Source organism: Tistrella sp. (assembly GCF_002684955.1).
Taxonomy (GTDB): domain Bacteria; phylum Pseudomonadota; class Alphaproteobacteria; order Tistrellales; family Tistrellaceae; genus Tistrella; species Tistrella mobilis.
On the sequence record NZ_NYWI01000039.1, the window covers coordinates 1 to 13,966 of the forward strand.

At 69.5% G+C, this 13,966-nt stretch carries 14 protein-coding genes; 5 read left to right on the forward strand and 9 right to left on the reverse strand.

Annotation, left to right across the window (positions count from 1 at the left end; genetic code table 11):
• Window positions 1-216 precede the first annotated feature (216 nt).
• Entirely contained in the window at window positions 217-1,071 is an 855-nt protein-coding gene (locus CMO28_RS13985; protein WP_296714441.1) for a PhzF family phenazine biosynthesis protein, read from the reverse strand.
• Between the two features lie 109 nt (window positions 1,072-1,180).
• On the opposite strand from CMO28_RS13985, the gene CMO28_RS13990 reads away from it, so the two are divergent.
• Together CMO28_RS13990 and CMO28_RS13995 are read left to right on the forward strand one after the other, a co-directional pair.
• A complete protein-coding gene (locus CMO28_RS13990; protein WP_296714443.1) occupies window positions 1,181-2,572 on the forward strand; it encodes a PLP-dependent aminotransferase family protein in 1,392 nt (463 codons plus the stop codon).
• A gap of 70 nt (window positions 2,573-2,642) precedes the next feature.
• On the forward strand, window positions 2,643-4,223 hold the full coding sequence (locus tag CMO28_RS13995) for a flagellin (RefSeq protein ID WP_296714444.1): 1,581 nt from the start codon (window positions 2,643-2,645) through the stop codon (window positions 4,221-4,223).
• Between the two features lie 9 nt (window positions 4,224-4,232).
• Here the strand turns inward: CMO28_RS13995 and CMO28_RS14000 are convergent, their stop codons facing one another.
• The 4 genes from CMO28_RS14000 to CMO28_RS14015 form a co-directional block, all read right to left on the reverse strand.
• On the reverse strand, window positions 4,233-4,676 hold the full coding sequence (locus tag CMO28_RS14000) for a DUF6314 family protein (protein ID WP_296714445.1): 444 nt from the start codon (window positions 4,674-4,676) through the stop codon (window positions 4,233-4,235).
• A gap of 5 nt (window positions 4,677-4,681) precedes the next feature.
• Window positions 4,682-6,220: a flavin-containing monooxygenase gene (locus tag CMO28_RS14005; protein ID WP_296714446.1), complete on the reverse strand. Its 1,539-nt coding sequence runs from the start codon at window positions 6,218-6,220 to the stop codon at window positions 4,682-4,684.
• 143 nt (window positions 6,221-6,363) lie between these two features.
• Window positions 6,364-6,582 (reverse strand): acetyl-CoA carboxylase biotin carboxyl carrier protein subunit, encoded by a 219-nt coding sequence (locus tag CMO28_RS14010; RefSeq protein ID WP_296714448.1) that lies wholly within the window; start codon window positions 6,580-6,582, stop codon window positions 6,364-6,366.
• Between the two features lie 56 nt (window positions 6,583-6,638).
• The gene (locus CMO28_RS14015) at window positions 6,639-7,982 is read right to left on the reverse strand and encodes an acetyl-CoA carboxylase biotin carboxylase subunit (protein ID WP_296714449.1); all 1,344 of its coding nucleotides are present in this window, start codon (window positions 7,980-7,982) and stop codon (window positions 6,639-6,641) included.
• Window positions 7,983-8,097: 115 nt separating this feature from the next.
• Here CMO28_RS14015 and CMO28_RS14020 point away from each other — a divergent pair, with 115 nt between their 5' ends.
• Window positions 8,098-8,796, forward strand: coding sequence for a DUF1826 domain-containing protein (locus CMO28_RS14020; protein WP_296714451.1), 699 nt, complete (start codon window positions 8,098-8,100; stop codon window positions 8,794-8,796).
• 69 nt (window positions 8,797-8,865) lie between these two features.
• A complete protein-coding gene (locus CMO28_RS14025; RefSeq protein WP_296714453.1) occupies window positions 8,866-9,687 on the forward strand; it encodes a helix-turn-helix domain-containing protein in 822 nt (273 codons plus the stop codon).
• Here the strand turns inward: CMO28_RS14025 and CMO28_RS14030 are convergent.
• Window positions 9,675-10,241 carry a YbhB/YbcL family Raf kinase inhibitor-like protein gene (locus tag CMO28_RS14030; protein WP_322111354.1) on the reverse strand — a complete coding sequence of 189 codons (567 nt, stop codon included), beginning with the start codon at window positions 10,239-10,241 and terminating at the stop codon, window positions 9,675-9,677. The two genes, CMO28_RS14025 and CMO28_RS14030, sit on opposite strands and share 13 nt — an antisense overlap.
• A 96-nt stretch (window positions 10,242-10,337) precedes the next feature.
• Window positions 10,338-11,192, reverse strand: coding sequence for a helix-turn-helix transcriptional regulator (locus CMO28_RS14035; protein ID WP_296714455.1), 855 nt, complete (start codon window positions 11,190-11,192; stop codon window positions 10,338-10,340).
• A 167-nt stretch (window positions 11,193-11,359) separates the two neighbouring features.
• On the opposite strand from CMO28_RS14035, the gene CMO28_RS14040 reads away from it, so the two are divergent.
• Window positions 11,360-12,277: a DMT family transporter gene (locus CMO28_RS14040; protein WP_296714457.1), complete on the forward strand. Its 918-nt coding sequence runs from the start codon at window positions 11,360-11,362 to the stop codon at window positions 12,275-12,277.
• Window positions 12,278-12,280: 3 nt separating this feature from the next.
• Here CMO28_RS14040 and CMO28_RS14045 read toward each other — a convergent pair whose 3' ends face one another.
• Window positions 12,281-12,922: a LysE family translocator gene (locus tag CMO28_RS14045; protein WP_296714459.1), complete on the reverse strand. Its 642-nt coding sequence runs from the start codon at window positions 12,920-12,922 to the stop codon at window positions 12,281-12,283.
• Window positions 12,923-13,049: 127 nt separating this feature from the next.
• A partial coding sequence (locus tag CMO28_RS14050) for a methylmalonyl-CoA mutase family protein (RefSeq protein ID WP_296714462.1) occupies window positions 13,050-13,966 on the reverse strand: 917 nt, incomplete at its 5' end.

Below are 13,966 nucleotides of genomic sequence, written 5' to 3' on the forward strand. Positions count from 1 at the left end.
CCGCAATGGCGGGAGTCTGTTTGGCCCTCGCCGGGCGGGCGCTCCCGCGCCCTTGGCCCCCGCCGCAATGGCGGGAGTCTGTTTGGCCCTCGCCGGGCGGGCGCTCCCGCGCCCTTGGCCGCCGCCGCAATGGCGGCTTGCTCCCGCACGCGGCCGTGCGGGAGCGGAGCCTGTATGGCTGAGATCGAGCCTCTGACCGGTTCGCGGCTGGGGCGGTCAGCCGATAGGGGCGGTCAGGCCTGAGATGCGGATGGGGCTGCCGGGTTCCGGGCCGAAACTGGCGTAGATCAGGCTGGGGCGGCCCATGTCTTCGCCCTGCACCACCTGGATCGCCCCTTCCTCCAGCCAGCGGATGTCGCGCAGATAGCCGGCCAGCGCCGCCGCCGCGGCGCCGGTTGCCGGGTCCTCGTAGACACCGCCGATGGCGAAGGGGTTGCGGGCGTGGAAGCGGGTGAGGCTTTCCGCGGTCACGAAGATGAAGGTGGCGAGCGACTGTTCCGCCTGCAGCGCCGCACCGCGCGCAAAGGCATAGCCCAGCTGCGACAGGCGGCGGCGATCCTTCAGCGCCACCACCAGATGGTTGGCGCCGGCATGGATCAGCCGCACCGGCAGATGCGGGTCCAGATCCGCATCAGTCAGCCCGAATTCCTCCAGCACGCGCCGCACATAATCCGCCGGCGGCAGTCGGGTCCAGGTCGGCGGCGAGGTCAGCGCCGCGGCCCAGCCATCGCCTTCGGGGATCGCCTCGACCGTGATCCGGCCGGCATTGAGGGTAAGATCATAGACCCCCGCCCCCACGCGGGCGCCAAGGGCCGCCCCGAGCGCGATGGTGGCATGGCCGCAGAACGGCACCTCCTGGCGCGGCGCGAAATAGCGGACCCGCCAGCCGCCCCCGCTCTGATCGGGAACCGCAAAGGCGGTTTCGGAATAGCCGACCGCCTTCGCCACCGCCAGCATCGCCGCTTCCGAGGGCCAGCTGTCGGCAAAGACCACCCCGGCCGGGTTGCCGCCGTCGGCATCGGTGGTGGTCCGGGTGAAGGCGGCGATCTTCAGCACCGTATCGGGGGTCATGAGCGTCACTCCGGTTGCAGCTGCATTGAGGATGACCGTATGATGGTGACACTTGGCGCTCAATCTCTATTGTGTCACGGTACACTTTCAGCCGAAAGGCAGGACACGAATGCGCCGCCCCTCGGACTGGACCCCCCGCCTGGCTGCGGGTGACGGCGCGCTGGCCGAACGGCTGGCCGCAGCCCTTGCCGACGACATCGCCCGTGGCCGCATCGCCCCGGGCGACCGGCTGCCGGCCCATCGCGATCTGGCCTGGCGGCTGGAAATCGGCCTCGGCACGGTCACCCGCGCCTATGCCCTGCTGGAACGGCGCGGGCTGGTGGTGCCCGAACGCGGCCGCGGCATGTTCGTGGCGGTGCCGCCCGCCCAGCCCCCGGGGCCGGTGGATCTGTGCGTCAACACGCCGCCGCGCACCCTCGACACCCAGGCGCTGCGTGCCTCTCTGGCCCGGCTGGCGGCACGGATCGACATGTCGGGTTTCGGCAGCTACACGCCCTCCGCCGGCACGCCGCAGCATCGGGCGATGATGGCGCGCTGGCTGGCCCGCAACCGGCTGGAGCTGCCGCCGTCGCGGCTGATGCTCACCTCGGGCGCCCAGCATGCCCTGGCGGTGGCGATCGCCACCACCACCGGCGGCCGGCCGGGCACGATCCTGACCGAAAGCCTGACCTATCCCGGCATCATCACCATCGCCCGCCATGCCGGCCACCGGCTGCAACCGGTCATGGTCGACGACCAGGGCATGTGCTCCGACGCGCTGGACCGCGCCCTTCACACGGCACTGCGGGATGGGCGCCCCGGACAGCGGCTGATCTACGTCACCCCCACCCTGCACAACCCCACCGCAGCCAGCATGAGCCGCACCCGGCGCGAGGCGATCCTCAGCGTTGCCGCAGCCCATGATGCGGTGATCGTGGAGGACGACGTCTATGGCGTGTTTGCCGCGGGCGACATGCCGCCGCTGACCGCGCTCGCGCCCGATCGTTGCCTCTATGTCTCGGGCCTGTCGAAGAGCCTGAGCCCGGGGCTGCGCATCGGTGCCCTGGCGGTGCCGCCCGCCTTCCTGGAAGCCGCGGCCGATGCGCTTGCCGCCGGCGCGACCATGGCCCCGCCGCTCGGCTGCCTGCTGATGGAAAGCTGGCTGGAAGACGGAACCGCGGAGGCCGTGGAGCAGGCCGTCCGGGCGGAAAGCCGCGCGCGCACCCCCCTCGCCCGCCGGCTGCTCGGCAAACATGTCGCGCCCCAGGAAACACCCGGCTTTCACATCTGGCTGCCGATGCCGCGCCCGCGTGCCGAAGCCCTGGCCATCGCCGCCGCCGCGGCCGGCATTCGCGTCACGCCGCCATCGGCCCCCGTGATCGATGATCGCCCGGGCGCCCCTGCCGGCCTGCGCCTCTGCCTGAGCGGGCCATCGGCCGAGGCGTTGACCACCGCCCTCAACGACATCGCCCGTCTTGTTGAGGAACGGGACACGGATCCGGCTGCCTATGTTGCAATTTAGGCCAGACAACGGGAAGAAGTGACGACCAACATACGCTATGATGCGTCGCAGGCCCCCGACGGATGGGACGATGAGCCCCACAGCCTGCAAGGACATCATCATGCGCGGATCGATCAGACATCATGCGGCCGAGGCTGTCATGGGTGCGGCTGCCTTCCTGTCGGCAGCCCCGGCCGATGCCAAAAGCCTCGACTTCGACCTCACGGCCTACACCGACAACCAGACGCTGTCTCCCAGCTTCTATTGCGAGCAGACCGGCGGGTCCAGCACCACGCTCTCCTACCCCTACAAGGCTTCGGGTATCGAGTTCATGGGGACAACAGAGTCGGGCACCTGCGACGTCTCGACCTATCTGGAGCCGCACAGCGCCTTCAATTTTCACGCCATGGCCGGCAGCACCAGCGCCCGGGAAGTCTCCTATCAGATCAATCTCTACAATGACGAGATCGAGGGCACCCAGATCACCCAGCAGGCGGCGCAGTTCTTCACCTACGGCAATGCATCCTATGTGCTGAATTATGGCATCACCGACCTGCCGATGCCGTTCAACGACACCGCCTATCTTTATATCGGCAACGCCCAGTCCGACTGGATGGCGGAACTGACCGGCAGCAGCGGCTATGCCGGCATCACCTTCGGCGATCTGGTCCTGCCCGCCGCGCATGATGCCGGCATGTTCCAGATCTCCGACAGCTCCGCCGCCACCAGCAATCTGAAGGGGGTGTGCAGCACCAAGGTGCCGGGCGCGTTCAACTTCCTGTGCCAGGAAGCGGAGTACGGCGCAACCGCGCTGCAGAACGTGTCGCTGACCCAGAAGGATGTGATTTACGACCAGCTGCGCATCGGCACCCGCTATTTCGACATCCGGCCGGGCTATCCGATCGGCGATGCCAAGGCCACCGATGCCAATACCACGCATATCCACAACTTCATTCCGGGCGCACCGCTCGCCGGCATGCTCGACGATGTCTCGCGCTTTCTGAGTGAGCATGACGGCGAAATCGTCGTGCTGCGGATCCAGAGCAACGGCATCGATCACGGCTATTATCAATTCATCTCCAGCACGGATCTGACCGCGGCGCTCGATCGCCATATCGCGACCGGCATCGGCTATCGGCTGGTCGATGACCTCTCGACCCTTTCGGGCCAGTCGCTGAAATCAATCGTCGGCGCCGGCAAGCGGGTGATCGTGGTCTATGGCGCGGAGAAATCCGCAACCAACCCGACAGGCATCCCGAACATCAACGACAGCTATGACGACAACGATTATCAGTCGTCGATCCACAGCCCCACAGCGGTCAACGACGACGTTGCCACCACACTCGGGAACTGTTCGGGCAGCGGCGACCAGTACACGCTGCTGCAATTGCAGGACACCGCCAGCGGCGCATTGTTGCCCTTCTATACCCAGGCGCAGTACTCGCCGCTGATCCTCGATGCGTCAGAGGTGATCGGCAACAGTGACTTCGGCAACATCCTGCAGGGCACCAAGCCCTGGTTCGATGCGGTCAACTATCCCTGGCTGCAGAGCAGCGCCGCACTTGCCGACCTCGTGGCCTGCCACATGCCGGTGGTGATCCAGAATGATTTCGTGGACGTGGCCCTCACCTCGCATGCGATCGGGCTGTCCAAATACCGCCACGATAATTGAACCCGGCGGTCAGGGCCGGTGGCACCGGGTGATCGCGCGATAGTCCTTGCGCGGTCCCCGCACCCGGATGTCAGTGGTGAACGCCTGCGGCAGGTCCAGCCGGATGGTCGCCTCGTAAAGATCGGCGCCGCAGAGATGGCTGTCGGCCGCCTGCAGGCCGCCCGCGTCATCGGCCGCAAAATCCAGCGTCACGAAGCGGGCGCCGGGGGTGGCGCCGTCGGCGAAATCGATCGCAATCCGGCCATCGCCCAGCAGCCGCCAGGTATAGGCGCGAAACACATCGAGCCGGCGGCCATCGGGCAGTTCCAGCGTGCCGGTCTCGCGATAATGCAACGCGCTGCGGTCGTCGCCTTGGGTGAACACCGCCTCGCCGCTCATCCGGCCCTGATCGGGGATCTCTCGCGCAAGCCGCCAGACCCCGGCCAGGCCAGCAAAGGCCGCCGCCACTTCCACCCGTTTCAGTCCTCCTGCAGCCGACCGGCCCCTTCGTGGCCGAACACGTCCTGACCGAACAGCACCGCCACCTCGGCCAGGGTGCCGAGGGCGATGTCGGGCCGGGCATGCCGGCCGCTCAACCGATATTGCGCCGGAAGCACCGGCCCATGCCAGAGGAAGCGGCCGAGCGCGGTGCCGTCATGAAGCAGATCGGGCATCACCCCCAGCTTTTCCGCCAGCGCATCGCACATGGCGGGATAGTCGGCATGGGGGAATTGCGGCCGCGGCCGGGCATCGCGGATCGCCCGTTCCGCGGCAACGGCGCGCTCCAGGTCGAACGGATCGGGCCGGGGCAGTTTCCCCGCCAGCACCGCCGCCGCCCAGCGGGCCTGAAGCTCCATCACCCCGAAATAGGGGCCGCGATACATGCCCACGAAAGCCAGATCGGGCACGCCCACAGGGAAGACGCAATGGCCGAGCAGAACCGGCTGCAGCCGGTCATGAGGGTCGTGACCGATCGCCTCCAGAATGCCGGGGGCCAGCATGGCGAGGGAGGGGCGGTAGCCGGTGGCGCAGATCAGCACGTCGAACCGGCTCTCGCGCCCGCCTTCCTGCAGGGTGAGCCTGGCCGGGTCGAAATCCGCCGCCCGCGCCAGCTCCAGCCGGCCCGACCGCACGGCTGCCGGCAGGGCATCCGAGATCACCATCGGCGCCGCCAGATCGTCCTCGGGCACATCGAGCAGCGGGTGCAAAAGGCGCTGATCACCGGCGATGCCGTCGAGCCAGGACCAGCGTTCCCGCCCGGCGGTCGCCCCGTCCAGCGCGGCCAGACGCTGGGCCCGGGCGCGGGAATTGATCACCAGATCCATCGGCAGACGCAGGCGGACGCGGTCGTCGCCGGCATCGGCCGGCACGAAGCCTGCCTCGGGCAGCACCGGCACCGCCCGCGGCACATACCAGGCCGGCCGACGCATCAGCATCACCGTGCGCTCGGCCACCCCGGCAATCTCGGCGGCGATGTCGGCCCCGGAAAAGGCGCTGCCCAGCACCGCCCCCCGCCGGCCGGCAAAGGCGGCCGGGTCCCGATAGGCGGCGGCATGCATCACCGGCCCGCCGATCGTCAACCCCTGGGGCATCAGGGCCTCGGCGAAGACGCCCGAGGCCACGATCACCGCATCGGTGTCGTGGGTCTCGATCCGTCCGTCCGCTTCCACCATCAGGCGGAAGCCGGGGGTGCGCGGGATCACCGCCATCACCCGGTGGCCGGGGCGGATCGCCTCGTCCAGGCCGAAACGGACGGCATAGCCGGCAAGATAGGCGGCAACCCGCCGCCCCTCGGGGAAAAGCGGCGTGGTGCGGTCGTGGGGATGGTCGGAAAAGACGCAGCTGTAGCGCGACAGATTGGTGCGGAGACTGTTCCAGACCAGACCGGGTTCTGTCCACAACCCGCCCGGCCGGTCCTTGGCTTCAAAGGCGACCGCTTCCAGCCCCTCTTCGCGCGCGGATTTGAGCGCGGCAAGACCTGCGGGCCCCGCCCCGATGATCGCGACCCTGCGTGCCAACTGCCCGTCCCTCATCCCTCGGTCGATGCCGTGTCCGGAAACCTCCGCCAAAAATCAGAGAGCCTGATCCTGAGGCGCGATCATCCGTGAATGATCATAAACCAGACGTCACCAGAGATGCGAGAGCCGAGGGACGGGAAAGTTCAGCCGAGGCGCGCCAGGATCTGATCCTCGGCCACGGTGTCGCCCTCCGCGACCAGGATTTCGGTCACGGTGCCGTCCAACGGCGCATTGACCGGGATCTCCATCTTCATCGATTCCAGGATCAGGATCGGCTCGTCGGCCGCAACCCGGCCGCCGGCCGGCACCTCGATCTTCCACACCTTGCCGGCGATCTCGCTGCGGATCACGGTTTCGGCCATGGCACGTCTCCTCGTTTCTTCTGGGGGGATAGTCTCTTCAAGCGGGCGGCGGCCGGTCAGGACGCCAGGATCTCGGCCGTCAGCCCGGTATGGACCCGGCCGGCGCGGAAGGCCGGATGGCCGATGGCCCGGCGCAGGAAGGGGATGTTGGTCCGGATGCCCTCGATGACGAAGCCGGCCAGTGCGGCATCCAGCCGGTCCAGCGCCTCGTCGCGGGTGGCACCGCGCGCGATCACCTTGGCGACCAGCGGATCGTAGAACGGCGTCACCCGGCCGCCCTCGCGATAGCCGGAATAGACCCGGACGGCCTCGGCTACCGGGGCCACGAAGCGGGTCAGCCGGCCGGCCGAGGGCAGGAAGCGCACGGGATCTTCGGCATAGATGCGGGCCTGCACGGCATGGCCGCGCGCCTCGGGCCGCCGGGGCAGAACCTGGTCCAGCGGCTCACCCAGGGCCAGGCGGATCTGGGCGGCGACGATGTCGGTGCCGGTCACCTCTTCGGTGACGGCGTGTTCCACCTGCAACCGGGTGTTGACCTCCAGGAAGGCGAAGCCCGTGCCCTCTTCCCACAACATCTCGACCGTGCCGAGATTGTCGTAGCCGAGCGCACCCATCATGCCGGCGATACGGTCGCCCAGCGCCGTGACCTCGGCCCGGTCGAGCCCGGGGGCCGGCGCCTCCTCGATCACCTTCTGGTGGCGGCGCTGCAGCGAACAGTCCCGTTCGGACAGGCAGACCGCCCCACCCCGGCCATCGGCCAGGATCTGGAATTCCACATGGCGCGGCCGTTCCATCAACCGCTCCAGATAGATCTCGGCCGAGCCGAAACTGCGCGCGGCCATGGTCCGGGCCCGCTCCAGCGCCTTGTTGAGCTCCGCCGCATCGCGCGCCGCCAGCATGCCGATCCCGCCGCCGCCCTGGGCGGGTTTGACCAGGACCGGATAGCCGATGGCATCGGCGGCGGCACGGGCCTCGGCCGGATCCGCGCCCAGAAGGCCGCTGCTCGCCCCCATCGGCATGCCCTGTCCGGCCATCAGCCGGCGGGCCCCGGTCTTGTGGCCCATCGCCTCCAGCCAGCGGGCATCGGGGCCGATGAAGCAGAGCCCGGCCGCGCGCACGGCGGTGGCGAAGGCGGGGTTTTCCGACAGGAAGCCATAGCCGGGATGCACCGCTGTGGCGCCGGTGGCCGCCGCTGCCTCCAGCAGTTTCGGGATCGACAGATAGCTGTCGGCCGGCGTCTCGCCACCCAGCGCATAGACGTCGTCGGCCAGATCCAGCCAGGCCCCCTCGGCATCGGCATCGGAATGGACCACCGCCACGCCCAGCCCCAGGCGCCGGCAGCTTTCGATGACGCGCGGCACCACCGCGCCCCGATTGGCGATCAGGACCTTGGCAGACATGGGCGTTTCCCCGGCAGATTATTTTAAACGTTTGTTTGCCTTGAAAGGCTAGCCCATGGCCCGGGGTGAGACAAGCGCCATCCCCATCCCGTCCTCGACGGAATTGACAGGAATAATGTTACGTTATTACATTGCAGACATGATCGATGCCGCCGCTCTGCCCCATCCTCTGTCGCCCAAGGTCACGCTCCTGCGCCCGCATGCAGAGAGCGCCCCCGCTCTGCCGTATCTGCCGGGTGTGGTGGTCACCAGCTGCGACCGCGCGCCAGGCCTGGCGCTGGCCGTGCGGGACACCGCAATCGGCATCTGGTGGCGGGATCCGCCGTCGGTGGTGGCGCTGCTGGATCAGGCGGCAGATGCCGCCCTGCCCGACGGGCGGCTGACCGTCGGGACGGATCCCGCCACGATCGCCGCGGCTGCGGAGGAGCTGGTCGGCACCGGCAGTCTGGCGCCGCCGACGGCGCAGGCACTGATCGCCGACGTCACACAGGTGCTGACGCGCTTCGCCGCCGTCTCGCGCGCCCATCATCTGGCGATCCGGCTGGAGGTGGTGTCGGGCCCGGCCTGCCGGCGCTTTCATCAGGATCATGTCCGGGCGCGGCTGCTGTGCAGCTATCGCGGCCCCGGTACCGAACTGGCACCTGACACGGTGGACCGGGATGCCGGGCCGGCGGCCCTGTGCCTGGGCACCGGCCAGGTGGCGGTGCTGCGCGGCCATCGCCACCCGCTGGGCGCCGGCCGGGTGCTGCACCGGTCGCCCCAGGGGGTGAGCACCCCCCGGTTGCTGCTGGCGGCCGATGCCGACCCCGACTGAGGCTGTCGATTGATCCGGAGCACCGGCTTGCCGACAATGGCGGGATCCGCCATCGAGGAAGGCCCCGGCATGAGCACCGCCCGCGCACGGACGACGGCCCACAAGGCCGCCTCTTTCGGTGACCTGCTGCGCGACTGGCGCCAGCGCCGCCGGTTGAGCCAGCTGGCGCTGGCCAGCGAGGCCGAGATCTCCACCCGCCATCTCAGCTTCATGGAGACCGGCCGCGCCATGCCGAGCAGGACCATGGTCCTCAGGCTGGCCGAACAGCTGGAGGTGCCGCTGCGCGAGCGCAACGAGCTGCTGGTCGCGGCCGGCCACGCCCCGGAATTCGTCGAGCGCCGCCTGGACGATCCGGCGCTCGGCCCGGCCCGGCGGGCGGTCGATCTGGTGCTGAAGGCCCATGAGCCTTTCCCCGCGATCGCGCTGGACCGGCACTGGACGATCATCGCCACCAATGAGGCCGTGGCGCCGCTGCTGGAGGGGGTGGCGCCGCATCTTCTGGCCGGCGCCATCAATGTGATGCGGCTGTCGCTGCACCCGGAAGGGCTGGCACCCAGGATCCTGAATCTGGCCGAGGTCCGCGCCCATCTGCTCGACCGGCTGCGCCGGCAGATCGACATGAGCGCCGACCCGGTGCTGATCGATCTGATGGCCGAGGTGAAATCCTGGCCGGCGCCGATCCATATCGCAACCGCCGCCCTCGCCCACGACCCCTATGGCGGGCTGGTGGTGCCGGTGAAGCTGGCGAGCCCGGCCGGGCCGCTCACCCTGTTCAGCACCACCACCGTCTTCGGCTCGCCGCTCGACATCACGCTTGCCGAACTTGCGATCGAGACCTTCTTTCCCGGCGATGAAGCGACGGCCCGGGCCTTCCGCGGTCAGCGCCCGTAGCGCACCTCCAGCACGGCCTTGCCCAGCGCATTGGCATTGGCGAAGAAGCCGATCAGCGCCGGCATGGCCTCGGGCGTCGCCACCGGCAGGGCCTCGATGCCCAGCGCCGTCAGCGTGAAGACATAGCGATGCTCGCGCCCCTCGGGCGGGCAGGCGCCGCCATAGCCGGGGGCACCGAAATCGGTGCGGGTTTCGACCGCACCGGCGGGCAGGCGCCCGGCATTGCCCGAGGCGCCGGTATCGAGGCCCTGCGCATCGGCCGGGATGTTCGCCACCACCCAATGGGTCCAGCCGATACCGGTGGGGGCATCCGGATCATGCGCCGTCAGCACGAAGCTTCGGGTGCCCGCGGGCGCCCCCTCCCAGTTCAGCGCCGGAGACCGGTTGCCGCCGTCGCAGCCGAAGCCGTATGCAGCCGACAGCACCTGCGCGGCCGGCATCCGGCCATCGGGCATGTCGGGGCTGGTCAGGCGGAAGTCGCCGGCCGATGCCGGCATGGTGATCATGGCCGCCATGGCGGCGGCGGCGACGGCGAAACAGATCCTGGCAGGCATGGGGGAGCACCTCACAGCGGGTTGTCACACTCGCGATGGTGCCCGTGCATGCATGCCGTCGCGCGCCCGATCCGATCGTATCGCGTGCCGATCCGATCAGGCCGAGAGACGCGTCGGGGCCGGCTCGGTCTGGTCGCGAATCGCTGCGGATTCCGTCTGGTCGCGAATCGCTCCGGGCGGATGGCCGAAGCGCTGACGGAAGCGGGCGGCGAAGCGCGAGGGACTGTCATAGCCGACCAGCGCTGCGATGGTGGCCACCGGCTGGTCCGTCACCTGCAGCAGCATCAACGCATGGGCCATGCGGGTCTCGGTCACCAGATCGGTGAGCGAGGTGCCCTCGGCCGCCAGCCTGCGGCGCAGCGTCGCCTCGCTCATGGCAAGCTGCGAGGCGACCTCTGCCGCTCGCCAGGGGGCCGCCAGATCGCCCGCGACCAGGACGCGGATCCGCTGCGCAATGGCCGGCGGCACCGGCGGCGGGAAGGTACCGCCATGATGGGCGATCCAGCCCAGAACCTCGCGCATCCGCTGCACGGCCACGGTTTCCGGCACCGCGGCCGGATCGGCGACCGCCGCCCGCGCCCGCTCATAGGCGTCAAGAAAATCCGGCGCCATGGCCGGGATGGCGAGGGCTCGGGCAATCGGCCGCACGGCGTCGGGCACCGCGAAGCCCGCGATCACGGCCTGATCGATGACCAGGAAATCGGCGGCATAAACCCCGCTGTCCGGTCGGTTGACCACGTCGAAGACCTCGCCTCCCGCAATCGCCGCCGCCCCGCCGGCCGGGATCACCGTCTCGGCCCCGGCCGCGCGCAGCAGCTTGAGACCGCGGCGGACCACCATCAGTGTCGGCTGATCGACCGCAATCCGGGTCAGCAGCAATTCCCGGCGCTGCAGCACCCGGGCGATCACTCCCACCCCATTGCGCAGAATCACCCGGCGATCCGTCAGCATGTCTTTCACCTCTCACCGCGCCTGCGATCGCCCCGGGGCGTGGCGACGGGGCTTCCCGTGCACGCCCGGCGCGCTATGCTGCGACCCCGACGAGATTCCTTGCCCGGGCCGATGCTGTCCGGACAGTCTTCCCCCGCCGGCACCGGCTTCGCAAGGCTTGCATGTTCATGGCGCTCTCCACACAGGCGCGCGGCACCGCGCTTGCCACCGCAGGCATCTTGACCCTCACGCCAGACACGCTTCTGGTGCGGTTGATCGCCGCCGATCCCTGGCTGCTGCTGTTCTGGCGCGGCGGGCTGATGGCGCTGACCATCCTGATCGCCTGGTGGGCGGTGACCCGCGAACCGCCCTGGCGGGCGCTCACCCGCATCGGCCGCACCGGCTGGGCCTCGGGCATGGCGCTGGGGCTGGGATCCGTCTGCTTCATCCTGTCGCTGAACTACACCGCGGTCGCCAACACGCTGGTGATCATTTCCTCCGGCTCGCTGTTCGGTGCGCTGCTGTCGCGCGCCTTTCTGGGCGAGCCGGTGCCGCTGCGCACCTGGGCCGCCATCGGTGCGGCCCTGGCGGGCATCGCCCTTCTGGTCTTCGGCGGCCGGATCTTCGGCGACGACGCGGCCGGCCAGACCGGCAGCCGGCTGGGCGACCTGATCGCGCTGGTCGCCGCCCTGCTGATGGCGATCCATCTGGTGATCCTGCGCGCCAGCGGCGGCCGTATCCCATCAACCCCCGTGGTGGGGGTGGGCGGGCTGACCTGCTGCATCACCGGCCTTGCGGTCGCACTGGGCCTTGGCCTGCGGCCGCTGCTGCCGGATGCGGATGTCGTGCCGCTGGTGCTGGTCTACGGGCTGGTGGTGCTGCCGGTCTCTTTCGCGCTGATCTCGTCCGCGCCCCGCTACATCCCGGCGGCTGAGGTCAGCCTGATCATGCTGGCAGAGGCGGTGATCGGCCCGTTCTGGGTCTGGCTGGCGGTCGATGAAGTGCCGCCCACCGCCACCTTCGCCGGCGGCGCGGTGGTGCTGACCACCCTGATCCTGCACGGCATCGCCGGTTTCCGCGCCGAGCGGCGCCGGCGTCTGGCCTGAGGGTCAGCCGGGGCTCCGGCGCATCAGCGCGGTGGCGAGCCCCGCCCCGATCATCAGCGTGCCGCCGGTGCGGTTGACCGCCCGCTGCACGGCCGGACGCCGGATCACCCGCCGCGCCCGCGCGGCCCCCAGCCCGTAGAGCGACACATTGAGGACGGCGAGGCCGATGAAGGTCGCCTCCAGGATCGCCATCTGCGGCAGCAGCGGCGCCGTGGGGTCGATGAATTGCGGCAGGAAGGCCACGAAGAACACGATGCCCTTGGGGTTGAGCGCGGTCACCAGCCAGGCATGCAGGAACACCCGGCCGAGCCGGGTTTCAGCGGGCGGCGCCTCGGCGACCAGCCCCGCCGCATCGACGGCGACCGGCGCCCGCCAGAGCTTCAGCCCCAGCCAGACCAGATAGGCGGCGCCCGCGATCTTCACGATGGTGAAGACGGTGGCCGAGGTGGCGAGCAGCGCCCCCATGCCCGCCATCGACGCCGTCATCGCGGTCAGATCCCCCAGCGCCACCCCGCCCACCACCGCGCCGGCGGTGCGGCGGCCATGGGACAGCGCATAGGAGATGACCAGCAGCACGGTCGGCCCCGGCATGACGAGCAGCGCCGCCGAGGCGGCGGCGAAGGCGATCCAGGTTTCGGGCGACATGAAAAACTCCCCTCCCGATGGTCTCGGGAGAGGAGCAATCCACGGATCCGCGTCCGCGACAAGAGGCAGTTGGTCTCAGTCCGCGAAGGCAGAGCCCGGTCTCAGTCCGCGAAGGCAGAGCCCGGTCTCAGTCCGCGAAGGCAGAGCCTTCGGGCCGCGGCTGGGTATAACCCAGGCGCAGGTTCAGCTTCTCCAGCAGGTCGATCGCCGCCTCGGCGATGACCGTGCCGGGCGGGTAGACCGCGGCGGCGCCGCCGTCCAGCAGGGCCTGGAAATCCTGGGGCGGGATCACGCCGCCGACCACGATCATCACATTGTCCTTGCCCTGGGCATCCAGTTCCGCCCGCAGTTCCGGCACGAGCGTCAGATGGCCGGCGGCCAGAGAGCTGGCGCCCACGACATGGGCATCGGTTTCGGCGGCGGCCTTGGCCGCCTCTTCCGGGGTCTGGAACAGCGGGCCGATCTCGACGTCGAAGCCCAGATCCGAGAAGGCCGTGGCGATCACCTTCTGGCCGCGGTCATGACCGTCCTGGCCCATCTTGGCGAGCATGATCCGCGGCGCGCGGCCGTCCAGATCCTTGAAGGCACGGATCATCTCGCGCGCCCGCTCGACCACCGCATTGCCCTCGCCCACTTCCGGCAGATAGATGCCGCTGTTGACGCGGATCTGCGCGGCATGGCGGTTGAAGACCTTCTCCAGCGCGAAGGAAATCTCGCCCACCGTCGCCTTGGCGCGGGCGGCCGCGACCGAGAGTTCCAGCAGGTTGCCATTGCTGCGGGCGCCGGCTTCCAGCGCGGCCAGCGCTGCATCGACATCGGCCTGGCTGCGCTCGGCCTTCAGCCGCGCAAGCTTTTCCAGCTGCTGGCGCCGCACACCCTCGTTGTCGACCTTCAGCACCGGAATGTCGTCTTCCTGATCCGGACGGTAGCGGTTGACGCCGACCACGCTCTGCCGGCCGCTGTCGATCCGGGCCTGGGTGCGCGCGGCGGATTCTTCGATCCGCAGCTTGGGCACGCCGGCCTCGATCGCCTTGGTCATGCCGC

What these genes read in the sequence shown, in the direction of transcription:
- CMO28_RS14010 (WP_296714448.1), bottom strand. Translation starts at nt 6,582, where the DNA reads ATGGCCGAAACCGTGATCCGCAGCGAGATCGCCGGCAAGGTGTGGAAG.
- CMO28_RS14035 (WP_296714455.1), bottom strand. Translation starts at nt 11,192, where the DNA reads ATGCTGACGGATCGCCGGGTGATTCTGCGCAATGGGGTGGGAGTGATC.
- CMO28_RS14045 (WP_296714459.1), bottom strand. Translation starts at nt 12,922, where the DNA reads ATGTCGCCCGAAACCTGGATCGCCTTCGCCGCCGCCTCGGCGGCGCTG.
- CMO28_RS14025 (WP_296714453.1), top strand. Translation starts at nt 8,866, where the DNA reads ATGAGCACCGCCCGCGCACGGACGACGGCCCACAAGGCCGCCTCTTTC.
- CMO28_RS13995 (WP_296714444.1), top strand. Translation starts at nt 2,643, where the DNA reads ATGAGCCCCACAGCCTGCAAGGACATCATCATGCGCGGATCGATCAGA.
- CMO28_RS14015 (WP_296714449.1), bottom strand. Translation starts at nt 7,982, where the DNA reads ATGTCTGCCAAGGTCCTGATCGCCAATCGGGGCGCGGTGGTGCCGCGC.
- CMO28_RS13990 (WP_296714443.1), top strand. Translation starts at nt 1,181, where the DNA reads ATGCGCCGCCCCTCGGACTGGACCCCCCGCCTGGCTGCGGGTGACGGC.
- CMO28_RS13985 (WP_296714441.1), bottom strand. Translation starts at nt 1,071, where the DNA reads ATGACCCCCGATACGGTGCTGAAGATCGCCGCCTTCACCCGGACCACC.
- CMO28_RS14030 (WP_322111354.1), bottom strand. Translation starts at nt 10,241, where the DNA reads ATGCCTGCCAGGATCTGTTTCGCCGTCGCCGCCGCCGCCATGGCGGCC.
- CMO28_RS14020 (WP_296714451.1), top strand. Translation starts at nt 8,098, where the DNA reads ATGTTACGTTATTACATTGCAGACATGATCGATGCCGCCGCTCTGCCC.
- CMO28_RS14040 (WP_296714457.1), top strand. Translation starts at nt 11,360, where the DNA reads ATGGCGCTCTCCACACAGGCGCGCGGCACCGCGCTTGCCACCGCAGGC.